Below are 23,241 nucleotides of genomic sequence, written 5' to 3'. Positions count from 1 at the left end.
TATCCTTTAACGAGCGCTAAGGAGGAAAGAAAGCGCAAAATCGGAAAACAATTATAGCGCCTGAGCTGAAGAAATCGGACGACAAGATCTTCAGCAGACGAGGTGGAGGTTTATCGAAAATTCGGCGGATGCCTCCCAATCGACATACCCGATTGTCATTTTTCATTTTGAAAGCATTTAAGTGATTGAATGTACAGAAAATGGAGAAGGTATAGTAAAAGCAATAGATAAATCAAAGAAGCTTCACCTATCGAAAAAAACTCTAATCAGTTGGCTGAATGAGTGGGTGGCTTGCATGTAAGGGAGTGCTTATTTTAAATATAAAATAAAGCATCGCTCGTACATTCAAAAAACTTCGATAGGATGAGGTCTAGTTTGTCATTGCATGAAATTGACAATATCGGAGGACGAGAATTTATGTGTGGAATTGTAGGATATATTGGTGAATCAGATGCAAAGGAAATTTTATTAAAGGGTTTAGAGAAGCTTGAATACCGCGGCTATGACTCAGCTGGTATTGCAGTACGTAATGAAGAAGGTGTAACAGTTTTTAAAGAAAAAGGACGTATTGCAGACTTACGTGAAGCGGTGGACGAGGAAGTTGCAGCAAAAATTGGAATTGGTCATACACGTTGGGCAACACACGGTGTACCCAATCGTTTAAATGCTCACCCACATCAAAGTGCATCAGGACGCTTTACACTTGTGCATAATGGGGTTATTGAAAACTATCATTTATTACAAAAAACATATTTAAAAGGCATTCCGATGAAATCTGATACAGATACAGAGGTTATCGTGCAATTAGTAGAGTTATTTGTGAAAGAAGGTCTTAGCACAGCAGAAGCTTTCCGTAAAACTTTATCTCTATTACATGGCTCATATGCCCTTGCATTATTAGATGCTGAATCGACAGATACTATTTTTGTTGCAAAAAATAAATCACCACTTTTAGTAGGTATTGGTGAAGGCTTCAATGTTGTTGCTTCGGACGCAATGGCTATGCTACAAGTAACGGATCAATACGTGGAGCTTCATGACAAAGAGGTTGTAATTGTACACAAAGCAAGTGTCGAAATTACAAAATTAGATGGTTCTGTAGTAGAGCGTGCACCATATACAGCGGAGCTTGATATGAGCGATATTGAAAAAGGAACTTATCCTCACTATATGTTAAAAGAAATGGATGAGCAGCCAACTGTAATTCGTAAAATTATTCAAGCATATGAAGGCGACAATGGCGATTTAACAATTGACGCAGAGATTTTAGAGGCATTGAGAGCAGCGGATCGCTTATATATTATTGCGGCAGGCACGAGCTACCATGCAGGTCTCATCGGTAAACAATATTTCGAAAAAATGGCGGGTATCCCAGTAGAGGTTCATATTTCTAGTGAATTCGGCTACAACATGCCATTACTATCAGAAAAGCCTTTATTTATCTTTATTACACAATCAGGTGAAACAGCTGACAGCCGTCAAGTACTTGTAAAAATTAAAGAACTTGGCTATCCAACATTAACGATTACAAACGTACCTGGCTCAACGCTATCACGTGAAGCAGATCATACATTGTTATTACATGCAGGCCCGGAAATTGCAGTGGCTTCTACAAAAGCTTATGTTGCTCAAGTAGCAGTACTTGCGTTAGCAGCGTATGTAACGGCAAAGGCAAATGGTAAAGGCTTAGAATTTGATTTAAAACAAGAGCTTGCGATTGCCGCTAATGGAATCCAAACAATTATCGATTCAAAAGATGTGTTAGAAGATATTGCAGAAGACTACTTAAAAATCGCGCGTAACGCATTCTTCATTGGCCGTAATATGGACTTCTATGTCAGCCTAGAAGGGGCCTTAAAACTGAAAGAAATCTCGTACATTCAAGCAGAAGGCTTTGCTGGTGGCGAACTGAAGCACGGAACAATTGCCTTAATCGAAGAAGGTACACCAGTGTTTGCACTTGTCACTCAAGCATCAGTAGGATTAAATATCCGTGGTAATGTCAAAGAAGTAGCAGCTCGTGGCGCATATCCTTGTATCATTGCAATGGCAGGCATTGATGAAGATGGTGACCGTCTAGTCATTCCGCATGTTCACGAATTACTAACACCACTTGTATCTGTAGTGCCATTACAATTAATTAGCTACTATGCAGCACTTCACCGTCGTTGTGATGTGGATAAACCACGTAACTTGGCTAAATCGGTGACTGTTGAATAGGATTAGGTTTAAGCATTTATGCTAGTGTAGTCTAATAAAAAATATTGATTGTTTATAACAAAGTTTGACCATTTGAAATAAAGTTTGGTTAAAAATGACCTCTTCGGATTTGGTATCCAGAAGAGGTCATTTTTGATTCTTTGGAAAAAGGTAATTTTATAGGAATGAATTTAATTGGTTAGAACATTAATATGGAAAAGGTTCTTGGTGTAGTTTTATAAAAAAGATTGATCGTTTATAACAAAGTTCGCTTATTTAAAATAAAGATTGATTAAAGATCCTGTGTTGATACGTAGGATCTTTTCTTATTCCACAATCGGGCCAATATTGTTGCAGATATAAAAAGAGGCTGATATTACATCAACCTCTTTTTAATGATTTTTAGGATGCAGCGATTACTTCGCAAGATATATCAAAAAACGAATGAAGAACCTTGATATCCTATATTTAAAGGAGGTGCCTTCGTTGTATAACCATGAAATTATAATTAAGAAAATCATTTTGTATGTGGAAGAAAACCTACATGAACCACTTACTTTGGAAAATATAGCAGCATAATCAAATTTTTCAAAGTATCACTTTCATCGAATATTCCAATCCACGATTGGCATGACAGTAACTGAATATATTCGGTTAAGAAGATTGGCTAATGCTTCTTCCGCCTTACTTTATACAAGTGAACGCATTCTTGATATCGCTTTATATTATCAGTTTGAATCACAAGAATCATTTACAAGAGCATTTAAAGAGATTTATAAGCTACCACCTGGCAAATATCGCAGAATGATGTCAGACGTGCTTAAAATTAAGGAGGAAACATATATGGATACAAAGGTGAAAGGTTGGTTTTTAAGTGGATCAAATCCATTTAATTACGAAATGGGAATTGACCATGAAGTTGTTCATCAGGGGAAAGCATCAGGTTATTTAAAATCCAAAACAGTGTTAGATTCAACTGAATTCGCTACCATGATGCAAACATTTAAGGCTAATCAGTTTGTTGGAAAGCGCATTAGACTCTCTTGTTTCATCCGTACGGAAGAGGTAGATACGTACGCTGGGATGTGGATGCGAGTAGACGACACAATGGAAGATGTTCTTCAATTTGATAATATGAGTAATCGTCCCATTAAAGGAACAACAAACTGGAACCATTATTCTATTATTTTAGATGTTCCAACCCAAAGTGCTGTTATTTCGTTTGGTATCATTCTGTCTGGACAAGGAACTGTATGGGCAGATCAATTTACTTTTGAAGAAGTGAATGAAAGTATTCCAACAACTAATTTAGAGGTGCATGGTGAACTGCTGGACGAGCCAATAAATTTATCGTTTGACGAGGAAATATGATTTAAGGAAGAGTGATAACATGGCTAATTCTGGTAAAAAAGATACCGGGGTAGTATTAAGTATTATAGTTATAATTGCAATTATGGCTGTAAAGTTTGTAGGAATCAACACGCTTGTTCATTACTTAAAGTTTTGGTGAAAATATTGCTTAACTATACCGCAATCGGGCCATTTAATGGAGGAAGAATCACAAGTAATATTGAATATTTATGGTATCATTTAGTGAAAAAAATTAAGGAAAGGTGATGTATGTAATGAGTACATCTGAAATATTTATGAAAAGCACCATACCAATATTCCGTATTTTTAATGAGGAGAAAGCGAAAGAATTTTATTTAACATTTTTGGGGTTTGCATTGGATTGGGAACATCGATTTGAGGATGATCTACCTTTATACATGCAAATTTCTTATGGAAATTGTATTATTCATCTTTCAGAGCATCATGGAGATTGCTGTCCAGGGGGTGCTATAAGAATTGAAGTAGAAAACCTAGAGTTACTCCATACAAACCTTATATCAAAGAAATACAAATATACGCGTCCTGGCATCGAAACAACCCCTTGGAATTCTCAGGAAGTTTGCATTGGAGACCCATTTGGAAATAGAATTGTTTTTTTTGAGAACCTTCGAAAATAACATTGGGTAACTTATTTTGATGATACAAGTAGAAAAGTATTCAAAAATACATTAAATATGGATGAAGGCACTTGGAATCGAGCAAGAGGGTTGGGCTTTGCATAGTGTTGAAAAACAAAACCATCCATAGAATTTATGTGAAAGGTGAAAAAGGATTTCCGTTGCAGGCTACTTGCTTTCCTGTGGGCGAGCGCCGAGCCACTTCCTCTGCTACCACTCCGTTTAGAGGCTCGCCTGTCTCGCTATTCCCACGGGAGTCAAGTAGCCTTCCACTCCAATCCATAAAAAAGTGAAGGTATTCACTACTCTTTTGTGGAGGGGTGTTGTCACGCATCACTTCTCCAAATTGAAAGTAAGAGGCTATCCTCTCTTATAATATAAATAATGGGCTATTTTGTTCAGGAAAAGACACTTTTGCAGAATGGTTGATTGGAGTGGAACCAGCGTCACTCCTAGGGGATTTAGCGTCACAGAGGAGACCCTGGAGCGAACGCAGTGAGTGAAGCGGCTCATCGGACGCCCCCTGGAAAGGACGCTGGCGGAACGGAAATCAACCCCTCGCCTTGCAAAATTGCTTATTATGCCGTTGACATTACCTTTTTTCAACAACATGAAAAGCATCGAATCATTTGATTCGATGCTTTGGTATTATAATCTATTATATGTTTCATCAAGAGTTCCAAAAACTCTGGAATACCTTCAATACCTTATAAAGTTTGAAATCAGTTATCTTTTGTAGTCATTTTAAACCATATTCATAATATCGTTAGCTTTTTATAACGTATATCGCTCCATTAAAGAATTTAATTCACGATTTAATTCCGTTAGTTTTTCAGCAGCATTAGCAACATCAGCTATTGCTTTAATGTGCTCATCTATGGAAGCAGCAATTTCCTGTACGGAAGCGGCCGTCTGTTCTGATACGCTGGACGCACTTTCGATTCCTTCACTCATCAACTTATTATAGGAGGTCATAACGTCCATTTCTTTATTAACTGCTAATATCGATTCCACAATTTGCTTAACAGAATCAGACATTTGATTGAATTTACTTTGTGTTAGCACTACATCATCATTTAACTTTTTAGCAGTCTCCATTGTTCCTTCTACAGTTTCAACTGTTTTAGTTGTTTCTGAAACAATGGATGAAACCACTCCTTGTACTTGGTGAGTAGCATTTTTCGATTGTTCTGCTAGTTTCCTTATTTCATCGGCAACAACTGAAAAACCTCTACCATACTCACCAGCTCTTGCTGCTTCAATGCTTGCGTTTAAAGCGAGTAAATTCGTCTGTTCAGCGATTGTTTCAATTGTTTCCATTACCTGTGTGATTTGATTGATTTTACTATTTAAATTTTTAATCTCATAACTGACTTCTTCTGATGCTGCCAATGAATCAGTATTGGATTGTTGTAATTGATGAACTATTGCAATTCCCTCGGCTGATATTTTTTCAGCATGTTTTGTAATGTCGTACATCACTTTACTTTGTTTTTCCGTAGTTTCTATCGAACTTGATAATAGCTCTACTGTTCGGTTTATCTTGTCCAAATCATGGGCTTGTTCTTGTGTACCAGTAGCAATTTCGTTAACTGCTCTACCAACTTCATCACTACTAGCAGATGTTTCTTCTGAAATTGCTGATAAGTTGGTCGCTGAATCCAATAAATGTTCACTAGTATTTTTAGTCTTTTCGACGAGTGTACGTAATTGCTGTGACATTTTATTAAAAGCAGTCGCAAGTTGCCCAATTTCATCACTTGATTCAGGTAGATTGGTAACAATTATATGACCATCAGCAATTTTTGTTGATGCTTCAGCTACTTCTTTTAGTGTATTTAATTTCCTCCGAATACCTAAATAAAACACAATTGAACTTAAAATAATGAGTACAATTGTTGCACCAAAGATAATATATTGTAAGATGTTTAATCCTTCATAAAATTCATCTTGAAAAACAGCAATTCCAAGAGTCCAACCCCAAGGCTCAAAATATTCTGTATAGGCTGTTTTATCTTTAAAAGAACCATCTGGCTGTTTATCAGAATAAACGACATAGCGATCTGATTCATTTTCGGACTTGCCGCCTGCAACGATCTTTTCTCGATTACTTCTGTTGAGATCATCGACAGGAGCTCCACCTATTTTAGAGGGATGGAGTTGTAACACTAAATCCTCGTCAAAAGCTAATATATAACCATTTTCTTTGTAAGTAAAATGGGACTTTTGATAATCGTACTCTCCATTTTCATTTACTGGCCCATTTAGAATAATTCTCGCTTGTTCTTTACCTTCCTCTAGTGTTATTTTGCCAATTTCCACTTCTTCATTAATCAGTTCTAATGAAGTATAAGCCCCCTTGACGATGCTTTGTAGTTCTCTTTGACCGGATTCTAAGAGCTGATTTTTGGCAACAACATAACTTGTTGAGCCGATAATCACAACTGTTACAAGTATAATAATTGTGATTAGTAGCATTAACTTTCTTGAAATGCTTCGTAACTGTAAAATTCTCTTCATCATTTGCTTCCTCCCACAACTATATATAGGTATATTTCGACAGTAATCTACATAATTCAATGGTATCAGAATTATTTTTTATATTACGCTGTATATGAAAAGCTAGAAGCAAATTCTTCTTATTATTAGGGTGGGTATTATTACATGATTAACCAAATTAAAAACTGGATAAAGGATGTTAAGAAAAGAAATTCATATATAACATGTTTGGATTAATCATTCTTGTTTATCAAGTCTAATAGGTGAATATTATTGGAGCAAACATTTTTACAGATACAATAATTGGAAATGATTATCATTTTCAATATAATAGGGAACAATTAGTATTTAAAGGAGAAGGATTATGAATAAATACATAAAAAAAGCCGTTCTAGTAATGTTGGTAATGAGTCTACTGCTAATAATAGCGGCTTGTAGTAGTAAAACAGAAGGTACAAAGGATGACAAGGAATCTACAACGACTGAAACAACACGTATTGTAACAGATTCGGTAGGACGTGAAGTAGAAGTTCCCATAGACCTACAACGTGTTATTGTGGATTGGGATTTAGGTCACGTATTAGCTGTAGGCATTGTACCAGTTGCTTCAACGACAAAGGTCATTGATTATGGTGAATTTTTAAAGGATTACTATCAGGGGCAGGACATTGTAGATCTTGGGAATGAAGATACTGTATCTTTAGAAACAGCTACTAGTCTAAAACCAGATTTAATTATTACGTTTGCAGAGGAAAATATAAAACAATATGAAAAAATTGCACCTACTATTGTGTTCAGTACGGATAGCTACGATAGTGTGGAAGCAGAAATTTTAGCAATTGGCGAAATGTTAAATCACCAAGAAGAGGCGAAGAAGTTTATGGCAGATTATACGGCGCGTGCAAAGGTAGCTGAAGAAAAAATCAAAGCCGTAATCCCAGAAGGCATAACATTCTCACTCTTTACGTTAACAGACAAAGAGATTGTTGTGATTCCTAGTGGTAACTCAGGTGGTGAAGCGATGTATGATTTGTTAAAACTTACAGCACCAACATCTATACAAAAGCTAATTGAAGATAGCAAGGGAGATTGGCAGAAGCAACGTATTTCATGGGAAACGGTAGGTGACTATGTAGGTGATTATGTAGGTGTTTTAGATTATGGTCAAAAATACGAAACGACTTCTACATGGGATAATTTAGAGGTTGTGAAAAATAATAAAGTGATTACATTCGATGGGAAGTACTTCTTCTCAGCAGATCCAATCTCTGTTATCCATCAAGCAGAGCACATGGCAGAACAAATTATTGAATTAGTACAAAAACAATAAAGTAAAACTTCAAGCAGTTGCGTTTTTCTTAAGCTCCACGAAGACCTTTCTTGCTTCAATAAAAAACCCCATTAGATAAACAGATGATTTGTTTATCTAATGGGGAAGGTATTAGCTAATTATTTATGTGTAGTTACAGCTTTATTCTTTTGTTGTAACGCTTCATTTTTTTCAGCGAAGCGGTCATTATGAGAAGATACGCCTGCCATTTTTGATTCTGTAGGGTCAATGTATAATTTGGCGCTATTGACAGCGAGGACAGCATCGTTAAATGCGCCTGCAATCAGTCTTATTTTCCCTTCATTCGTTACAATATCGCCTGCGCCAAAGATGCCTGGCATGCTTGTACCCATTTTGGGAGTAACGGAAATGCCCCATTCTTCAGAGGCCAAGCCCCAATCTAAAATGGCGCCGCCAAAGTGTCGGTCAAATCCGTGATTGACAAGCACTTCATCTACTTCAATTTTTGTCATATCATTAGAATCAACATGCTGTAATATGACATGTTCAATTTTATTGCCATTGCCATGTAAACGAGAAACTGTATACGGAACATAGGTTGTTGCGATAGACTTCATGCGTGTTACAGATGATTCAAAGGCACTGAAGTCATCTCGTCTATGAACAACGTATACTTCTTTGGCAATAGGAGCCATTTCAATAGCCCAATCTACAGCTGAGTCGCCGCCACCAGAAATGAGTACACGTTTATCTTTAAACCTATTGATGTTCGTTACCGTATAGTGAAGGTTGTTTAGTTCATAACGGTCAGCGCCTTCAATCGTTAATTTTTGAATGCGTGTAATACCACGTCCTGTAGCTAAAATAATCGTTTTCGTATAATGTTTCTCGCCTGTTTTAGCTGTTAAGACGAAAATGCCATCGTCGCGTTTTTCCATGCCAACAACTTCTTGACCAAATACGATTGTTGGATTAAATGTCATAGCTTGCTTGATTAAGGAATGAATAATTTCTTCACAGCGAATAGGTTCAATACCACCGACATCCCATACCAATTTCTCGGGATAGGTGCGCATAAAACCACCTAATTCCTGTTTTACTTCGATAATTTTCGTTTTCATTTCACGCATGCCACTGTAAAAGGCAGCATACATGCCAGCCGGCCCACCACCGATTATAATTACATCATAAATCTCTTGTTCCATTTAAGGCACCAACTTTTCAACTAAATAATCAAGGAATAGTGGAGAGCCAATTAAACCTTCACCTACAACGTAATCTGCTGTTTTTAATGGATAAACATTGCCGATTTTCACAGCATCCATTGCTTGCCACATCGGGCTATTCTCTAAATCTTTCATAGATTGTTCACTACTATAATTTTGCATTTGACGTTGTTCGACAAAAATATGGTCTGCATCAATGTCAGGTAAAACCTCTAAGGAAATGGGCGTGAACCACTCATTATTATCTTTCAACATAGTTGGAATATTTAACCCAAGTTGTGTGTATAGCATATCACTACCAGGGCTACCTTTTTCAGTGCCTAGTACACGGTATTGATTTTGTTCTACCCGTAATACAAGAATTTTTTCGTCACCTATAGCATCGTGTAGTTTTTCTTTGGTTTCTTCTATTTTTTCCCTATACTTCTCGAGAGCAAGTGTAGCTTCTTTCTCTTTCTTGAACAGTTCACCAAGCACAGGAACATATTCATCTATTGCAACGCCTGCCTCAACAGCAACAGTAGGAGCAATTTTACTTAAAGCTTCGTATTTTTTAGCATCAATCGCTGCACCCTGAGCAATAATGACATCTGGTGCAGCTTCAAGAATAACTTCTAAATTATCTTCATATTGCACAGTCGGAATAATTTTAACATTGTTGTCATTGAATAATTTGAAGCGATACTCAGGTTCAATTTCTTCAACAACTGTCACCATTTGAGGCGTTACACCGATTTCAATTAAGTTTTCAGCATAGTTAGAACTAAGAACTAACATATTTTTAGGTTCAGTAGGGATCGTGACATCACCATAGGCATCTTTTACAACACTCGTTGTAGGCTCACTTTGTTCTTCTTGACCCTTTGTCTCATTTCCGCTCTCTTTATTAGTGCTTGAGCAAGCAACTAATGTTAAAGCTACTAACATAAAAAGTATATATTGCATCGTTTTTTTCATTGATTATAGCTCCTTTTTATTTGATAATGATTATCACTATCAAATAATAACAGGGAATGAGAGTGCCTACTATAGCGTAAAGTGCCTTAAAAATTGGATTATTGTGTTTTAGGGCAAACACCATCCAAAATCGACTGCTCAATCTGTTGCATAATTTTTCTTTTGCCAAACACACTGCAATTGTTTATCCATAAACCCGTATCCACATAAAACACACGTTTATTTTTCACAGCATCTAAATTTTTCCACTGCTCACTTTTTTGTAAAGTAGCTAAGCTAAGGTCGGCTGTATAATAATCCATTATGCGTTTTTCAATAAACAAATAAGTAGGATTGGCTACCACTAATTGTTGTAAAGAACATATGTTGAAACTATTTTTATTTGTGCGCAATGATTCAGGCATTTTTAAGCCAAGTTCCTGATATAAAAGGGTAGCGGAGTCACTAGAAGATTCACCGACATAGCGATAACCCAACTCCTCCACACGTAAGTAAAGTACAGTAGCATTCTTTACAAGATGGTGTTGTATTTTATTTTTTAGAACATCTACATGTGTCGTAAGTTCGTGAATAATTTGTGTAGCTTCATTCTCTTTATTAAACAATTCACCAAAGTAACGAATTGATGAATTTAAATCATAAGGTAGCCCGGTAATTACAGGTGCGATCGTTTGGAAGTGTTGTTTTGTCTCTTCCGTTAAGTCGACACCGATAATTAAATCGGGTTGCTGTTGTACAATGATGTCTTGTTGAATCACATATTGAGGCATTTCTAAGATGGTTGTACCAACTTCATGAAAAAGATTCTTTTGATATTTTGGAGTGAGGGAGCTCGTCACAGTAACACAATTTGGTATAACCCCTAATGCGATTGCAATTTCTGCGTGTGCAGGTGATAGAAAGCAAACACGATATTCACCAACGGTCTTTTTGAATTTCTTAGGTGGACGACCTACAATGCGTTTAAACTGTCGACTAAAGTGCTGCACATCATCAAAACCAACTTTTTTTGCGACATTTTGTGATAAATCATCTGTTGTTAATAGCATTTCTTGCGCACGGTAAATACGATAACTAATTAAATAAGCTATCGGTGTTTTATCATATAACTCAATGAACTTTCTCGAATAATACCATGGGCTATATCCAGCGATGGCTGCTAGTTCATCTCTTGTCATTGTTTGGTTATATTTTTTTTGCATATAAATAACTGTCTGTTCCATTCTTTCCTCAAGTGTGTATTCATCTGTTGATTGCTCTTGCTGTAATTCCTTCAACAAACTGTATAAAATAAATTGTTTAATGGTGTTATGGAGAGGGTCTATATTTTTAGCGAGCGACATCCGAATATCAGCTATGATCGTTTCAGGCACTCGCTGAATATAGTAACCATTCATTGTATTGATAGACCATTTACGGGTTAATTTCATTGCTGTATCATACAGTGCAAAGCTAATTAAATAGCCTGAAAAATCAAGACGGTTTGTATTTGTAAGTTGGATAACCGCATCACTTTCGAGGGCAATCAAATGCCCAAAAACAATATGCTCTTTGTGCCCATTAATGGACAGGGTGGTTTGGCCATCCGTAATCAATAAGAGAGCCGCACTTTCAAGATGTATCGTAGACTTTTGAAATAAGGATTTGGCTAAATCTTTTATTTCTGTGCAATGTGCCAGCCAATTAGGATTAGAATCAAGCATTTATGTACTCCTTTAGTTTGTTGTGATAAAAGTATACTACGGAATATCACAGCAGACGGCATAAAAAAGACAAGTTCAAACATAGGAAATAAAAAATCCTTACAGAACATCAAAATGTATGGCCTCCCTTTGATAAGGGAGGTATTTTTAATGTGTACAATAGGCATCTTAAGAAGCTATTGAAATGGAAGGTATTACTTTTAGTGAACAAAATGTACGTAATAGATATAAAGAAATTAATAAACATTAATTTGAAAACGATTACATTTGCTCGATGTTGTTTTACTATAAGGTTTAATATTCGGAAAATTAGTTATTTATAGAATTGATAAATAACTTAAAAGGGTCATTGGGGGGATTAGAATGCTAGCAATTTTAGGTTTTTTAATGATAATAGTATTTATGATTTTGATTATGACTGGTCGTCTTACAGCAATGATTGCATTAATTGTAGTTCCCATTACGTTTGCAGTTATTGGTGGATTCGGAAGTGAAATGGGTCCTATGATGTTGGATGGGATTAAAAGTGTGGCTCCAACCGGGATTATGATTTTATTTGCCATTCTTTTCTTTGGTATTTTGATTGATGCTGGAGTATTTGATCCAATCATTCAAACAATTCTTAGGTTAGTAAAAGGTGATCCTGTAAAAATTGCCATCGGAACAGCCGTATTAGCCCTTCTGATTTCTTTAGATGGTGATGGTACAACAACCTACATGATTACTATTTCAGCATTTTTACCGCTTTATAAAAGAATTGGCATGCGACCAATTGTATTAGCCGGTATTGCCGTTTCAGCCTCAGGTGTTATGAACCTCCTACCTTGGGGAGGGCCAACTGCAAGGGTTATGACAGCATTGAATCTTGAAATGTCTGAAGTTTTTACACCCGTGATTCCCGCGATGATTGGCGGTGCTATCTTTGTTCTGCTCATGGCATTTATGTTCGGAAGACAGGAGAGGAAGCGAATTGGTGTTATAGAATATGATTATGAAACTGCAGTTCAGCCTGCTGCTACAGTCGAGGATGACTCTTTGAAACGTCCAAAACTAATTATCTTTAACTATGCACTAACAATCATTCTTTTAATAGCGTTAATTATGGAGCTATTACCACCTGTTACATTATTCATGCTTGGTTTTGCGATTGCGATTACTGTAAACTATCCAAAATTGAAAGACCAAAAGGAACGTATTGCGAATTATGCTGACAATGCATTATCAGTTGTTTCAATGGTTTTTGCAGCTGGGATTTTTACAGGGATTCTTTCAGGAACAGCAATGGTAGATGCGATGGCAAACTCAGTAATTCATTATATTCCAGATGCAATGGGTTCTCATTTTGCAGTAGTTACAGCCATCCTTAGCGCACCTTTTACATTTTTTATGTCCAACGATGCCTTTTACTATGGAGTGCTGCCATTACTTGCCAAGGCAGGAGCGGTATATGGCATCGACCCCGCCTTAATTGGTAGAGCTTCTCTATTAGGGATGCCAGTCCATCTTCTAAGTCCACTTGTTCCATCTACTTATTTATTAGTAGGTATGGTTGGAGAGGATTTCGGCACATTACAACGTATCTTCTTAAAGTGGGCTTTCGGTTCTACCATTGTCATGATGATCGTCTGTGTAGTATTAGGGATTTTCCCTCTTTAAATTAACATAATAAGTTTAAAATCTATTGTCCATGGGGTTAAAGAGATGATCAAGTGAAAAATTGTTTATCTGTATTAAATCTACAAAAGTAATGGGCTTCTTTTGTAGATTGTTATTGGAGGAAATGAAAAGAGTCTAAAACCACCCTTAATCAAAAATTAGATGTTTAAGGTCTATGGAGTTGTTTCAGAAAAACGTTTTTGTTCGTAAAAAGGACTATCATAAATATACGATGAAAAAGATTAAGACTTAGGATTATTAGTTCATGTTAGTTATAGATATTTGCCAATGGTGGATAGTTTGTTGAGTATAGGGGAAAAGCTATTCAACAATCAAAAAGAAATTATTAAAATTAGGAGAAAGGTGGTATGAAATATGAAAATCCGTAAGATCGATCATGTGGGGATAATCGTCAATGATCTTCCAGCAGCAAAAGCATTTTTCCTTGAATTTGGCCTTGAGATGCTAGGGGAAGGAAAAGTGGAGGGTGAGTGGGTAAAGAGGATGGAGCGGATAATAGGGCTTCAAGACGTTAAAGAGGAAACGGCAATATGGCGACTATCGGATAGTGACGCAAATTTAGAAATAGTAATGTTGCGAACGCCAGATGGTGATACAAATATTGAACTAGTAAAATTTAACGCGCCAACAAATGAAATAGGGATACGGCATCCTTTAGCAAATACGCTGGGTATCCAGCATATTGCCTTTGCTGTTGAAGATATTGAAGCCCTTGTTACCAAATTGACAAAGAAAGGCGCAGAACTAATTGGTGAGATATCTAACTATGAAAATGCTTATAAATTATGCTACGTTCGCGGACCAGAAGGAATTATTTTGGAGCTGGCTGAGGAAATTAAATAGAAAACCCAAGATTTTTTATCAAATTTGAATTGAATAATCTTATTGCTGTTTGCGTATTAGTATCCAACTTTATTGAAACTCTTCTGGGTTATTGTCATTAAACACGGCTGTGTAGAGATAATTAAATAAATGTAAAACTTCTTTCTGCTACTTAATAAGTGAAATAAGAGAACGTGCGTTTTTTGGGGGAAGCTATTGACATTTATCCAAATAAATCATTGCGTTTTTTCCATTGTTTACCCTTTTCATACAAACTATAATAGTGCTGTAAATGATAATCATTTTCAATTGAAGATAAAAAGGAAAGGGGTAATAAATGTGAAAAAGCTTCTACGAAAGCAATTTATACTATGGGGAGGGAGTTTCCTTCTGTTGCTGTTGATGCTATCGGCATGCAGTAATTCTAATGGCAGTGCGTCTGATGCGCAGGGTAAGGAAAATGGGAAAACAGCTCAATCTGATGTGCAAGCAGAGGAAAGTGAGACAACGGTTCAATATACAACGATTACAGGCGAACAAGTTGAAATACCTGCAGATCCAAAACGAGTAGTTTATATTGGTCAGACGACGGGTGATTTCTTGGCGATGGATATTCCCCTTGTTGGTAATAATCTTCCTCAAGATCCTGCAAGTTACTATGGAGATAAACTTGAAGGCATCGTTGATATTGGAAATCCTGCTAACTTAGAGACGATTCTGACTTTAAAACCTGATCTGATTATTAATGGTTATTACAAGTCCGATCCAAATCTTAACGAGGAATTGTCAAAAATCGCAACGACTATTCCCTTTAACCCAGCTCTTCCTTATACAGAACGTGTAAAGGAGATGGGCAATATCTCGGGTAAACAGGAAGAAGTGGGTAAAATGATTGCTAAGTTTGAAACGCAATCTAAAGAAATGTTTGATAAGCTTCAATTAGCAAAAGGGGAGACCGCAACGGTATTCTACCAGTTAGGTAAAATACTTTATGTTATGGGCGATCGTAACTTTGGCGCCATTATATATGGAGAAAACGGTTTTGCCGTCCCACCAGTTGTACAGAAGAATATTATTGATGTAGAAGGGGTATCTTTCCTTGAGGTTTCCGAAGAGGTGCTTCCAGAGTTTGCTGGTGATCATTTGTTTGTCATTGTACAAGAGGATGGTGAAAGTGAAGCAGAGGCGGATCGACTACTACAAAGCCCAATATGGGGAACTTTACCTGCAGTCAAAAAGGGAAATGTTTATGTTGTTCCTAATGAATGGAATACAGATAATTTATTAGCTTTGGAGCAATTGTATAAAAAGTTACCAGAATGGATGCACAAACAGTAAAAATTGTATTTACCTAATCAATTTTTTAAACTGTTTGTATTTTAAAATAGTACATACTCGAACAATAGTTGATAGAGGGTCATTATATGTTACAATAACGATAATGAGAATCATTTTCAATGGTTGGAGAGTTGCTTATGAATCTAGCACCCCTATATATTAGGCTACAACATTATGAACGATTTCAAGTTGATCAAATAATGCTAGCTAGTAGCTACAATGAGGGAATAAAGGATAATGAAATAAATGTATGCGTATTATTAATAGCACTGAGTCATGGCATACGGCTGTATGTAGACAAAATGGCTATTGATCTACGACAAGGAAGCTGCATTCTAATTTTACCTACACAAAGCTACACTGTAGAATCAAGTAACAAAGAGGCACAGCTGGCACACTTTACCTTTGAAACTTTTAAAGTGGAAGGGATGACGTTGAATCAGGTTGCCCACCCACCCCTACTTTGTGGTTATCCCTATAATCTGTTATTTTCTCAAGTCAAGCAAGTATTAGGAAATGAAGCATGGATAGATAATCAGCTTTGTTCCTCTCTATCCACATCAGAAATGGCGATGATGCAAGGTAGACTTCAGCAGATACTAGCTATGATGGTCCAGTTAGATGAGCAAGCTAACGAGTTGTTGAATGAAGAAAAGATACAATTGGTTCAAAAAACTGTACAGTACATAGAACAGCACTATGATGAGGACTTGACAGTAGAACAACTGGCTAACATGGCTGGAATGGTGAGATGGCAATATAGTCAAAAGTTTAAAACGTTGACTGGCAAAAAGCCGACTGATTATGTGGCTCATTTACGTATAAATCAGGCAAAAGAACTTCTACGTAATACGACCGATCCATTGAGCAAAATAGCTCGACAAATTGGTTTTAAAGATGAATACTATTTCAGTCGGTGCTTTCATAAATTAACTGGAAACACCCCACGTGAATATGCAAACATTCATCTTCATACGCCAGAAAGAACAGTTATTGATTCACTGGGTAGAAGGGTTCTTGTTCCTACAAGTGCAACACGTATTGTGACTGATGGAAAATTTACACTTGGGGAATTACTCGTTCTAGGCATACCCCCTATAGGAGCAGCCATCTCCATCATGAGAGATAACGTGGTTTATCACAATAAATTGCGAAATATTCATAGTATCGGGGATTGGGCAGATCCAGATAAAATAGCACAGCTGCAACCAGAGTTCATATTGCTTAGCTATTATCCGCAAGACTTGCAGGAACTGGATGCGCTTGCTCCAACTGTTGTACTGGACAAGAAGTTTAGATTGTTTGAGCGGTTACGATATATCGCTAAACTAGTTGAGCGGAGTAAAGCGGCGGAGAAGTGGATTACTACATATGAGGACAAAGTAAGAATGGTACGTAGGCAATTAGTGGATGCTTATGTTGCTGGAGAGACGGCTACGGTTTATCTCAAGCTTGGTGTAAAATTTTACGTTATGTGTCAGACCGGATTGGCTGCTAGCTTGTATGAATCACTTGGCTTCCGTCCCACTCCCAAAGTAATGCACCTAATTGAGCAAGGGCAAGCATGGATAGAAATCCAGCAGCATCAAATAAATCACTATGCTGGAGAACGTAATTTTATCTTGGCTTCTCCTCAAGAACTACAAACGATTACTCAATGTCCACAGATTGTCACTTTAGCCAAGTTAACTCCTGGTAAGACTCATTTCGTAGATTTTACATGGAATCATTGTGACCCTATCACACGTGAACGGTTGTTAGATGTGCTACCATCTATTTTCAAAAAGAACATTATTTGATAAGCAGAAGAAATAAAATTGCTGTAAAACTCGATCCATTAGCTATGGTTCGAGTTTTTTCCATTAATATTCAAATAGCGCACAAATAAACTAGTACAGAGAAAATAATTCTACTAGAAAAAAAGTTTGTTTAAAAATATCCTGGTATAAAATTTATATGAAATTTCTGGTATAATTACATATATCTATATTAATTTTAAGGAGTGATTTTGTGAAGAAGTTATTGATAATAACAAGTTATTTAGGATTTTTTATATTAGGAGGTTTGACGTTTACGTACTTCTCAACTACGGAAGCGGCAAACGACTTGAAAAAGATCAGCGTGTATCAGGATCCAATCAATTACTATGTCAATAAGGTTGAAAAAGTGCCGCAAAAAGGTCAATCTGGATTTAATTATCAAGGTACAATATATGTTCCAATGCGCTTTGTTGCGGAATCTTTAGGTGAAAAGGTAACATGGGACGGAAAAACAAAATCCGTTTATATTGGTGAGGTTCCCCAATTCACCTCTTTGAAAGATGTAAAACCTATTGGGCGTGATGAGGACCCATTGTTCCATAATCCAAGTTCTATCGTAATTCATACAGGTGAAAAGTTCGAGCGTTCTTATCAACTTGGTGGTTACCATGGGGGCGGTGCTGTTCAAGACCATACAGCGGAATACTTAGCCAATGGAAATTACAAAGGATTCGAAACCAATTTGGCACCAATTAAAAAGTTAGCAGCTAACTCTTTCGGAGTAGGTTTCTTGAAAATTTACGCAGATGGTAAATTGATTTATGATAGTGGAGCAATCAAAGACAAGGTAAAGGTTCATGTTAATTTAGATGGAGCTTCAAAAGTGAAATTTGAACTTGAAGGTAGTGGTTTAGGTATATTAGATCCTAAATTTATTCAATAAACTATACACAAGTAAGACGATGACATAAATAGCTGTCATCGTCTTATTTATTTGCGTGAACGGCATTAACTACGTCGCATTACGTAGCTTATAGATAACTATTTCGACATAACTTTAATGGTAATACAATTTTGTTAATTTTTTCACATTTAAGTATAATATAGTTGTTATTTATATGGTATAATTTCAAGCGGTGTTGATACATAAAATAGGAGATAGGAGAGAAAAGAGTATGATGAAAAAGATGATGAAACGAACAAGTGCAGTATTGCTTGGTGCTTCGTTAATGCTGACAACGGTTGTACCTGTGATTCATGCTGAAGAGCAATTACAGCCTCAAGTTCCATCGATTAGTCCGTGGGCTATTGAAACATTAAATGAGGGAGAAAAATATGGTATTTTCCCTATGGAATGGTATTACGATGGTTTCCTTGAAGAAATTTCGGTGGATAAAGTAAATGAATTACTAGCTTTGACAGAAAAGAAAATTGCTACTCTAGGTTTAGCTGAAAATAAACAATACAAGCCAGTGAGTGTAAAGAACGATAATACACGTGGTGATATTGTGAAGCGCATGTACAATATCGTAGCACGCTATGATTTACCTGTTGGCAAAGATGCCATTCAATTTATGAAAGAACAAAATATATTACAAGGTTCTCCAAACGGACTGCATTTAGAAAAAAAAGCAACAACACAGCAGGCTGTTATACTAGCTGTTCGTTTCATTAAAAGTACATATGCCCTTGCAGAACAAGGATCGAAGGGGGTGGCCTGGGTTGTAGAGGATGAGGATACGACTGTGTACTTATTAGGATCCATCCATCTAGGCACACCAGACTTATATCCTTTCGATAAAAAATTAGTAACAGCGTTCAATGAATCGGATGCGCTATTAGTTGAGGCAAATATTTTGGATACAAAAGCACTTGAATATTATTCAGAAAAGGCACTGTATACAGAAGGTAAAACATTGAAAGATGCTGTGGCACCAGAAACATATGCAAAGCTTGAGCAAGTTGCAAAGCTTTACGATCTTCCGATGGATCAGCTGACAATGCAAAAGCCTTGGATGCTATCTAGTGCGTTATCAATGCTGGCAATGGACGATTCCTTTGGATTGACGCCACAAGAGATGACGATGCATGGTATTGATGTATACTTCTTATTGAATGCACAGTTGCAACAAAAGCCAGTCATTGAATTAGAAGGAGTAAAAGCACAAGTTGATATGTTTGATGCATTATCACCAGAAGCACAGGAGCAGTCATTAGTCGCAGTGTTGGATAGTATCATCAGTCCTTCTGATGAAAATCAATCAAAAATTCTTAAAGAGTGGTTTACAAGCTGGAATAAAGGGAATGTTGAGGAGTTCGCAAAAAGCTTCCAAGCAATGGAAGGTACATCATCAGAATTCAATAAAATGCTATTTGGTTTACGTGATGAACAAATGGCAAAGAAAATCATGAATGTACTTGAAGAAAAAGAAGGTAAGTACTTTGTTGTAGTTGGTTCTGGTCACTTCCTAGTCGATAAAAATATTCGCTATCACTTGGAGAAAAGCGGATACAATGTAAAACCATTTTATCAATAAAGAAAAACTAAAAAGGCAACCCAAAGCTATGGACCTAGCTAAGGGTTGCTATTTTTAGTTGCACCAAAATCCCTCAATAGATATGATTGTCTAAAAGAGTACTTTTATGTAAAAAATGACCAAAAATCTATTTTTGAGAGCTAGAAGGGAGACCTATGCGCATTATTAGGAAATATCGTCTCATTCTGTTTGGCTTTGGTTTTTCATATTTAGGAAATTGGGTAAATCTTGTTGCGCTCAATTTATTAGTTTGGCATTTGACAGAGTCACCTACTGCCATGGCTAGTATATTTATTGTAGGGCCAATCGCTCGTATTTTAACCAGCTTTTTTGCAGGCTCTATTATTGATCGATCCAATAAACAAAAATTAATGATCTATAGTGACATCATTCGCGGGATACTGATTTTATTGTTACCATTTACGTCTTCTATTTGGCTTATTTATGGCGTATTATTTTTATCTAATATAGCGAGTAGCTTTTTTGGACCAAGTAGTACCTATTATATTGCAAAATATGTGCCAGACAAAGATAAACAATCCTTTAATGCCATTCTAGGAATGTTTAGCTCAGGTTCATTTTTAATTGGGCCTGCACTGGCTGGGTTTATCATTGCTTTATCAGATGTATCCGTAGCAATTTGGTTTAATGCTTTAACGTTCTTTGTATGTGCATTGGCCATTTTCAAGCTTCCAGTAGTAGACGGTCGTCAGGACATGCACCGACAACGGCTTACCTGGCAGATGCTAAAAGAGGATTATGGTATTGTCTATGCCTATATTAAAAAGGAGCGAGCCTTTGCCAAAGTTTTTCTCTATTTTCAAGGTGCTTTAATGATTGCTTTTGCATTAGATTCACAGGAAGCTACATTTATTAAACAGAACTTACAAGCCTCAGATAGTCTATATGGTGTAATGGTTAGTATTGCAGGGATTGGGGCGATTATCGGTGGAGCAATGGCTGCTCGGTATGCTAAAAGGTTTTCAACTAGACAATATATTATTTATGGTCTGCTTTTGACAACGATTTGCTACACCTTATTTTATTTATCACCGAATGTAGCAATGGGGACCATTAGTTTTATTGCCTTAGGGATATGTATGTCATTTTGTAATGCGGGATACAGTACATTTTATCAATTGAGTGTGCCATCAGCCATTATGGGTCGCTTCGGCAGTGTTTCCACAATGGGCGTAAATATGCTACAGATTGTCTTTACGTTAGCTTTAGGCATATTAGCGGACTGGCTTTCGCTACAGTTAGTATGTATTGTATTTGGTATCTTAGCTATTTTTATTTCTCTACTTTTATATGTATTTATGCATTCAAAGTCTGCCTATGAGGGTTTGAAGGAAGAGATTGTTTAGAATGTAATCCCTGCGTTTTAATGATAGATGAACCGAACATTGAATAGGAGCACTTTTGATAGTACTTACTATAGAGAGTTCGGTTCAACTAATAGCTTTAGTTAAAGATACTCATTATAGAATGTGGCTAATTTTTCAACAGCAATTTGAACAGGTTCTGGTTGATCGTATAAATCATAGTGACTTGCCCCTTCAACGACAAGTAAATCTTTATTCTGTGAAGCTGCTCTTTTATATAGCTCATGACCATCTTTATATGACCCGAATGCCCCTTGTACACTACCAATAATAATTTGTAACGGCTGAGTTAGTAATTCCTCAACTAAATGAAAAGCATCAAAACCAATGACAGATCCCATACTTGTAAAGTTTAACTTATTCGGAGAGTTTGGACTTTGACCTCTTGGGGTTGTGTAATAATCAACTGCTTCTATAATATCAATATCAGTAATCCCAGCTTGCTCTAGCGCTGCTTGGTTTTTAGGAATCCAATTTGTTATCATGGACTCGGCGCCCCGAGCTTCAGCAGTACGCTGTTGACCGATTGCCTCTAACGCTTTAATAGGATCACTTTCACGATTTAATCGACCAATATTTGCACCAACGACTGTACCAACCGCTTTAATGCGGCGTTCTGTCATTGCTGCATTCACTGCATAACCTCCTCCAGCACAAACCCCTAAGACACCAATACGGTTTTTATCTACATACGCAAGTGTAGTCAAGTAATCTACCGCACAACGAATATCTTCAACACGTGCAGCTGGTTCTTCTATATATCGAGGCTCTCCTTCACTTTCTCCTTGATAGGAGGCATCAAATGCAATTGTGACATAGCCTAACTCTGCTAGCTTCTCAGCATAGAGACCTGCTGTTTGATCTTTACAGCTACTACCTGGATGTACACAAACGATGGCAGGGTTTGATTCCTTTTCGTTAGCTTTCCCCGGTAAGTATAAAATACCAGCAAGCTTTATTCCCCTTGCATTGAATCTTACATTATTCTTTGTAACTGTCATATGAAGACCACCTTTATACGTTTTATATACACTTGTGAGTTTTATTACACTCGTGTATATTTATAATAATAAAGACAGGTAGTCACAACAATGACCATATTCAAGCAATTGTGTGTTATGACACATAAAATGAAAACTGTGTATTAAAACGTGGAGGTTTTAACGTGGAAAAAATGGATAGAAGAAAAACGAAATCTCAACAGGCGATACAATCCTCATTTTTAGCAATGTTGATAAATGAAGGTTTTGATGATATTACTGTAAAAAATATAAGTGAAAAAGCGGACATCGGAAGAAAAACATTTTATCTTCATTACACAGATAAATATGATTTATTAGACAAAATTGTTGAGGATCATTTAGCATGTCTGAGAGAAATATGTGATCAGAAGAAAGAGAAGGGCTTTATAGAAGGAACCGTTATATGGTTTACCTACTTTCAGCAGCACAAGCTTTTTTTTGCATCGTTATTTAGAAGTGAAAGTACACTCTCATTTCGAAAAAAATTATTAGTCTTTATTATGGGAGAAATCGATAAGAAATTAGATGTAAATGCTCCTTCAAATCAGGGGATTGATAAACATATTATCTTAAAGTTTTTAGGAACAGCTGTCTTAGGTGTTTTAGAGTCTTATGTTTTAGAAGAGGTCGATGGTGATATCGAATTAGTAGCAAAACAAGTAGGAAGATTAGTGAAAAGAAATTTATAAATGCCTGTTTCACTGTTCAAAAAAGAAACAATGCAAGTAGATAAACCCTGCTCTTTCATTAGAGCAGGGTTATCGTGTTGGATCTTTAAAGTGAAGTAACGGCTTTTTCCAAAAAGATGAACCTTTT

Annotated in this window: 16 protein-coding genes and 1 pseudogene; 12 read left to right on the top strand and 5 right to left on the bottom strand. The window is 36.6% G+C overall.

What is annotated here, in order from left to right:
- Window positions 1-417: 417 nt before the first annotated feature.
- The 3 genes and pseudogenes from glmS (at window position 418) to NV349_RS22005 (ending at window position 4,208) form a co-directional block, all read left to right on the top strand.
- Window positions 418-2,220, top strand: a complete 1,803-nt coding sequence (glmS, locus tag NV349_RS22015; RefSeq protein ID WP_036128300.1) for a glutamine--fructose-6-phosphate transaminase (isomerizing) — start codon at window positions 418-420, stop codon at window positions 2,218-2,220.
- 423 nt (window positions 2,221-2,643) lie between these two features.
- Window positions 2,644-3,570, top strand: a pseudogene (locus tag NV349_RS22010) (helix-turn-helix domain-containing protein).
- A gap of 245 nt (window positions 3,571-3,815) precedes the next feature.
- Window positions 3,816-4,208, top strand: a complete 393-nt coding sequence (locus NV349_RS22005; protein WP_170829929.1) for a glyoxalase superfamily protein — start codon at window positions 3,816-3,818, stop codon at window positions 4,206-4,208.
- Between the two features lie 774 nt (window positions 4,209-4,982).
- On the opposite strand, the gene NV349_RS21995 is transcribed toward NV349_RS22005, so the two are convergent.
- A complete protein-coding gene (locus tag NV349_RS21995; RefSeq protein WP_036128840.1) occupies window positions 4,983-6,731 on the bottom strand; it encodes a methyl-accepting chemotaxis protein in 1,749 nt (582 codons plus the stop codon).
- A 340-nt stretch (window positions 6,732-7,071) separates the two neighbouring features.
- On the opposite strand from NV349_RS21995, the gene NV349_RS21990 reads away from it, so the two are divergent.
- Window positions 7,072-8,037, top strand: a complete 966-nt coding sequence (locus tag NV349_RS21990) for an ABC transporter substrate-binding protein (RefSeq protein ID WP_271911388.1) — start codon at window positions 7,072-7,074, stop codon at window positions 8,035-8,037.
- Between the two features lie 119 nt (window positions 8,038-8,156).
- On the opposite strand, the gene NV349_RS21985 is transcribed toward NV349_RS21990, so the two are convergent.
- The 3 genes from NV349_RS21985 to NV349_RS21975 form a co-directional block, all read right to left on the bottom strand.
- A complete protein-coding gene (locus NV349_RS21985) occupies window positions 8,157-9,203 on the bottom strand; it encodes an NAD(P)/FAD-dependent oxidoreductase (protein WP_271911386.1) in 1,047 nt (348 codons plus the stop codon).
- A complete protein-coding gene (locus NV349_RS21980; protein WP_058845223.1) occupies window positions 9,204-10,181 on the bottom strand; it encodes an ABC transporter substrate-binding protein in 978 nt (325 codons plus the stop codon).
- Between the two features lie 98 nt (window positions 10,182-10,279).
- Window positions 10,280-11,884, bottom strand: coding sequence for an AraC family transcriptional regulator (locus tag NV349_RS21975; RefSeq protein WP_058845224.1), 1,605 nt, complete (start codon window positions 11,882-11,884; stop codon window positions 10,280-10,282).
- A 363-nt stretch (window positions 11,885-12,247) separates the two neighbouring features.
- On the opposite strand from NV349_RS21975, the gene NV349_RS21970 reads away from it, so the two are divergent.
- From NV349_RS21970 to NV349_RS21940, 7 genes are all read left to right on the top strand, one after another.
- On the top strand, window positions 12,248-13,540 hold the full coding sequence (locus NV349_RS21970; protein WP_058845225.1) for a CitMHS family transporter: 1,293 nt from the start codon (window positions 12,248-12,250) through the stop codon (window positions 13,538-13,540).
- A 375-nt stretch (window positions 13,541-13,915) separates the two neighbouring features.
- Window positions 13,916-14,404 (top strand): VOC family protein, encoded by a 489-nt coding sequence (locus NV349_RS21965; RefSeq protein WP_036128833.1) that lies wholly within the window; start codon window positions 13,916-13,918, stop codon window positions 14,402-14,404.
- Between the two features lie 318 nt (window positions 14,405-14,722).
- On the top strand, window positions 14,723-15,721 hold the full coding sequence (locus NV349_RS21960; RefSeq protein WP_271911378.1) for an ABC transporter substrate-binding protein: 999 nt from the start codon (window positions 14,723-14,725) through the stop codon (window positions 15,719-15,721).
- 137 nt (window positions 15,722-15,858) lie between these two features.
- Window positions 15,859-17,520, top strand: a complete 1,662-nt coding sequence (locus NV349_RS21955; protein WP_271911375.1) for an AraC family transcriptional regulator — start codon at window positions 15,859-15,861, stop codon at window positions 17,518-17,520.
- Between the two features lie 211 nt (window positions 17,521-17,731).
- Complete coding sequence (locus tag NV349_RS21950) at window positions 17,732-18,424, top strand: stalk domain-containing protein (protein ID WP_271911372.1); 693 nt, start codon at window positions 17,732-17,734, stop codon at window positions 18,422-18,424.
- 232 nt (window positions 18,425-18,656) lie between these two features.
- The gene (locus NV349_RS21945) at window positions 18,657-20,018 is read left to right on the top strand and encodes a TraB/GumN family protein (RefSeq protein WP_082673780.1); all 1,362 of its coding nucleotides are present in this window, start codon (window positions 18,657-18,659) and stop codon (window positions 20,016-20,018) included.
- Between the two features lie 155 nt (window positions 20,019-20,173).
- The gene (locus tag NV349_RS21940) at window positions 20,174-21,385 is read left to right on the top strand and encodes an MFS transporter (RefSeq protein WP_089933680.1); all 1,212 of its coding nucleotides are present in this window, start codon (window positions 20,174-20,176) and stop codon (window positions 21,383-21,385) included.
- A 101-nt stretch (window positions 21,386-21,486) separates the two neighbouring features.
- Here NV349_RS21940 and NV349_RS21935 read toward each other — a convergent pair whose 3' ends face one another.
- Window positions 21,487-22,404, bottom strand: coding sequence for an alpha/beta hydrolase (locus NV349_RS21935; protein ID WP_036128823.1), 918 nt, complete (start codon window positions 22,402-22,404; stop codon window positions 21,487-21,489).
- 164 nt (window positions 22,405-22,568) lie between these two features.
- Here NV349_RS21935 and NV349_RS21930 point away from each other — a divergent pair, with 164 nt between their 5' ends.
- Window positions 22,569-23,114, top strand: coding sequence for a TetR/AcrR family transcriptional regulator (locus NV349_RS21930; RefSeq protein WP_036128821.1), 546 nt, complete (start codon window positions 22,569-22,571; stop codon window positions 23,112-23,114).
- Window positions 23,115-23,241: the final 127 nt, after the last annotated feature.

This window comes from Lysinibacillus sp. OF-1 (assembly GCF_028356935.1).
Classification (GTDB): domain Bacteria; phylum Bacillota; class Bacilli; order Bacillales_A; family Planococcaceae; genus Lysinibacillus; species Lysinibacillus fusiformis_D.
Note: the sequence above shows the minus strand (reverse complement) of the source record. Positions and strands in the feature narration are given on the sequence as shown.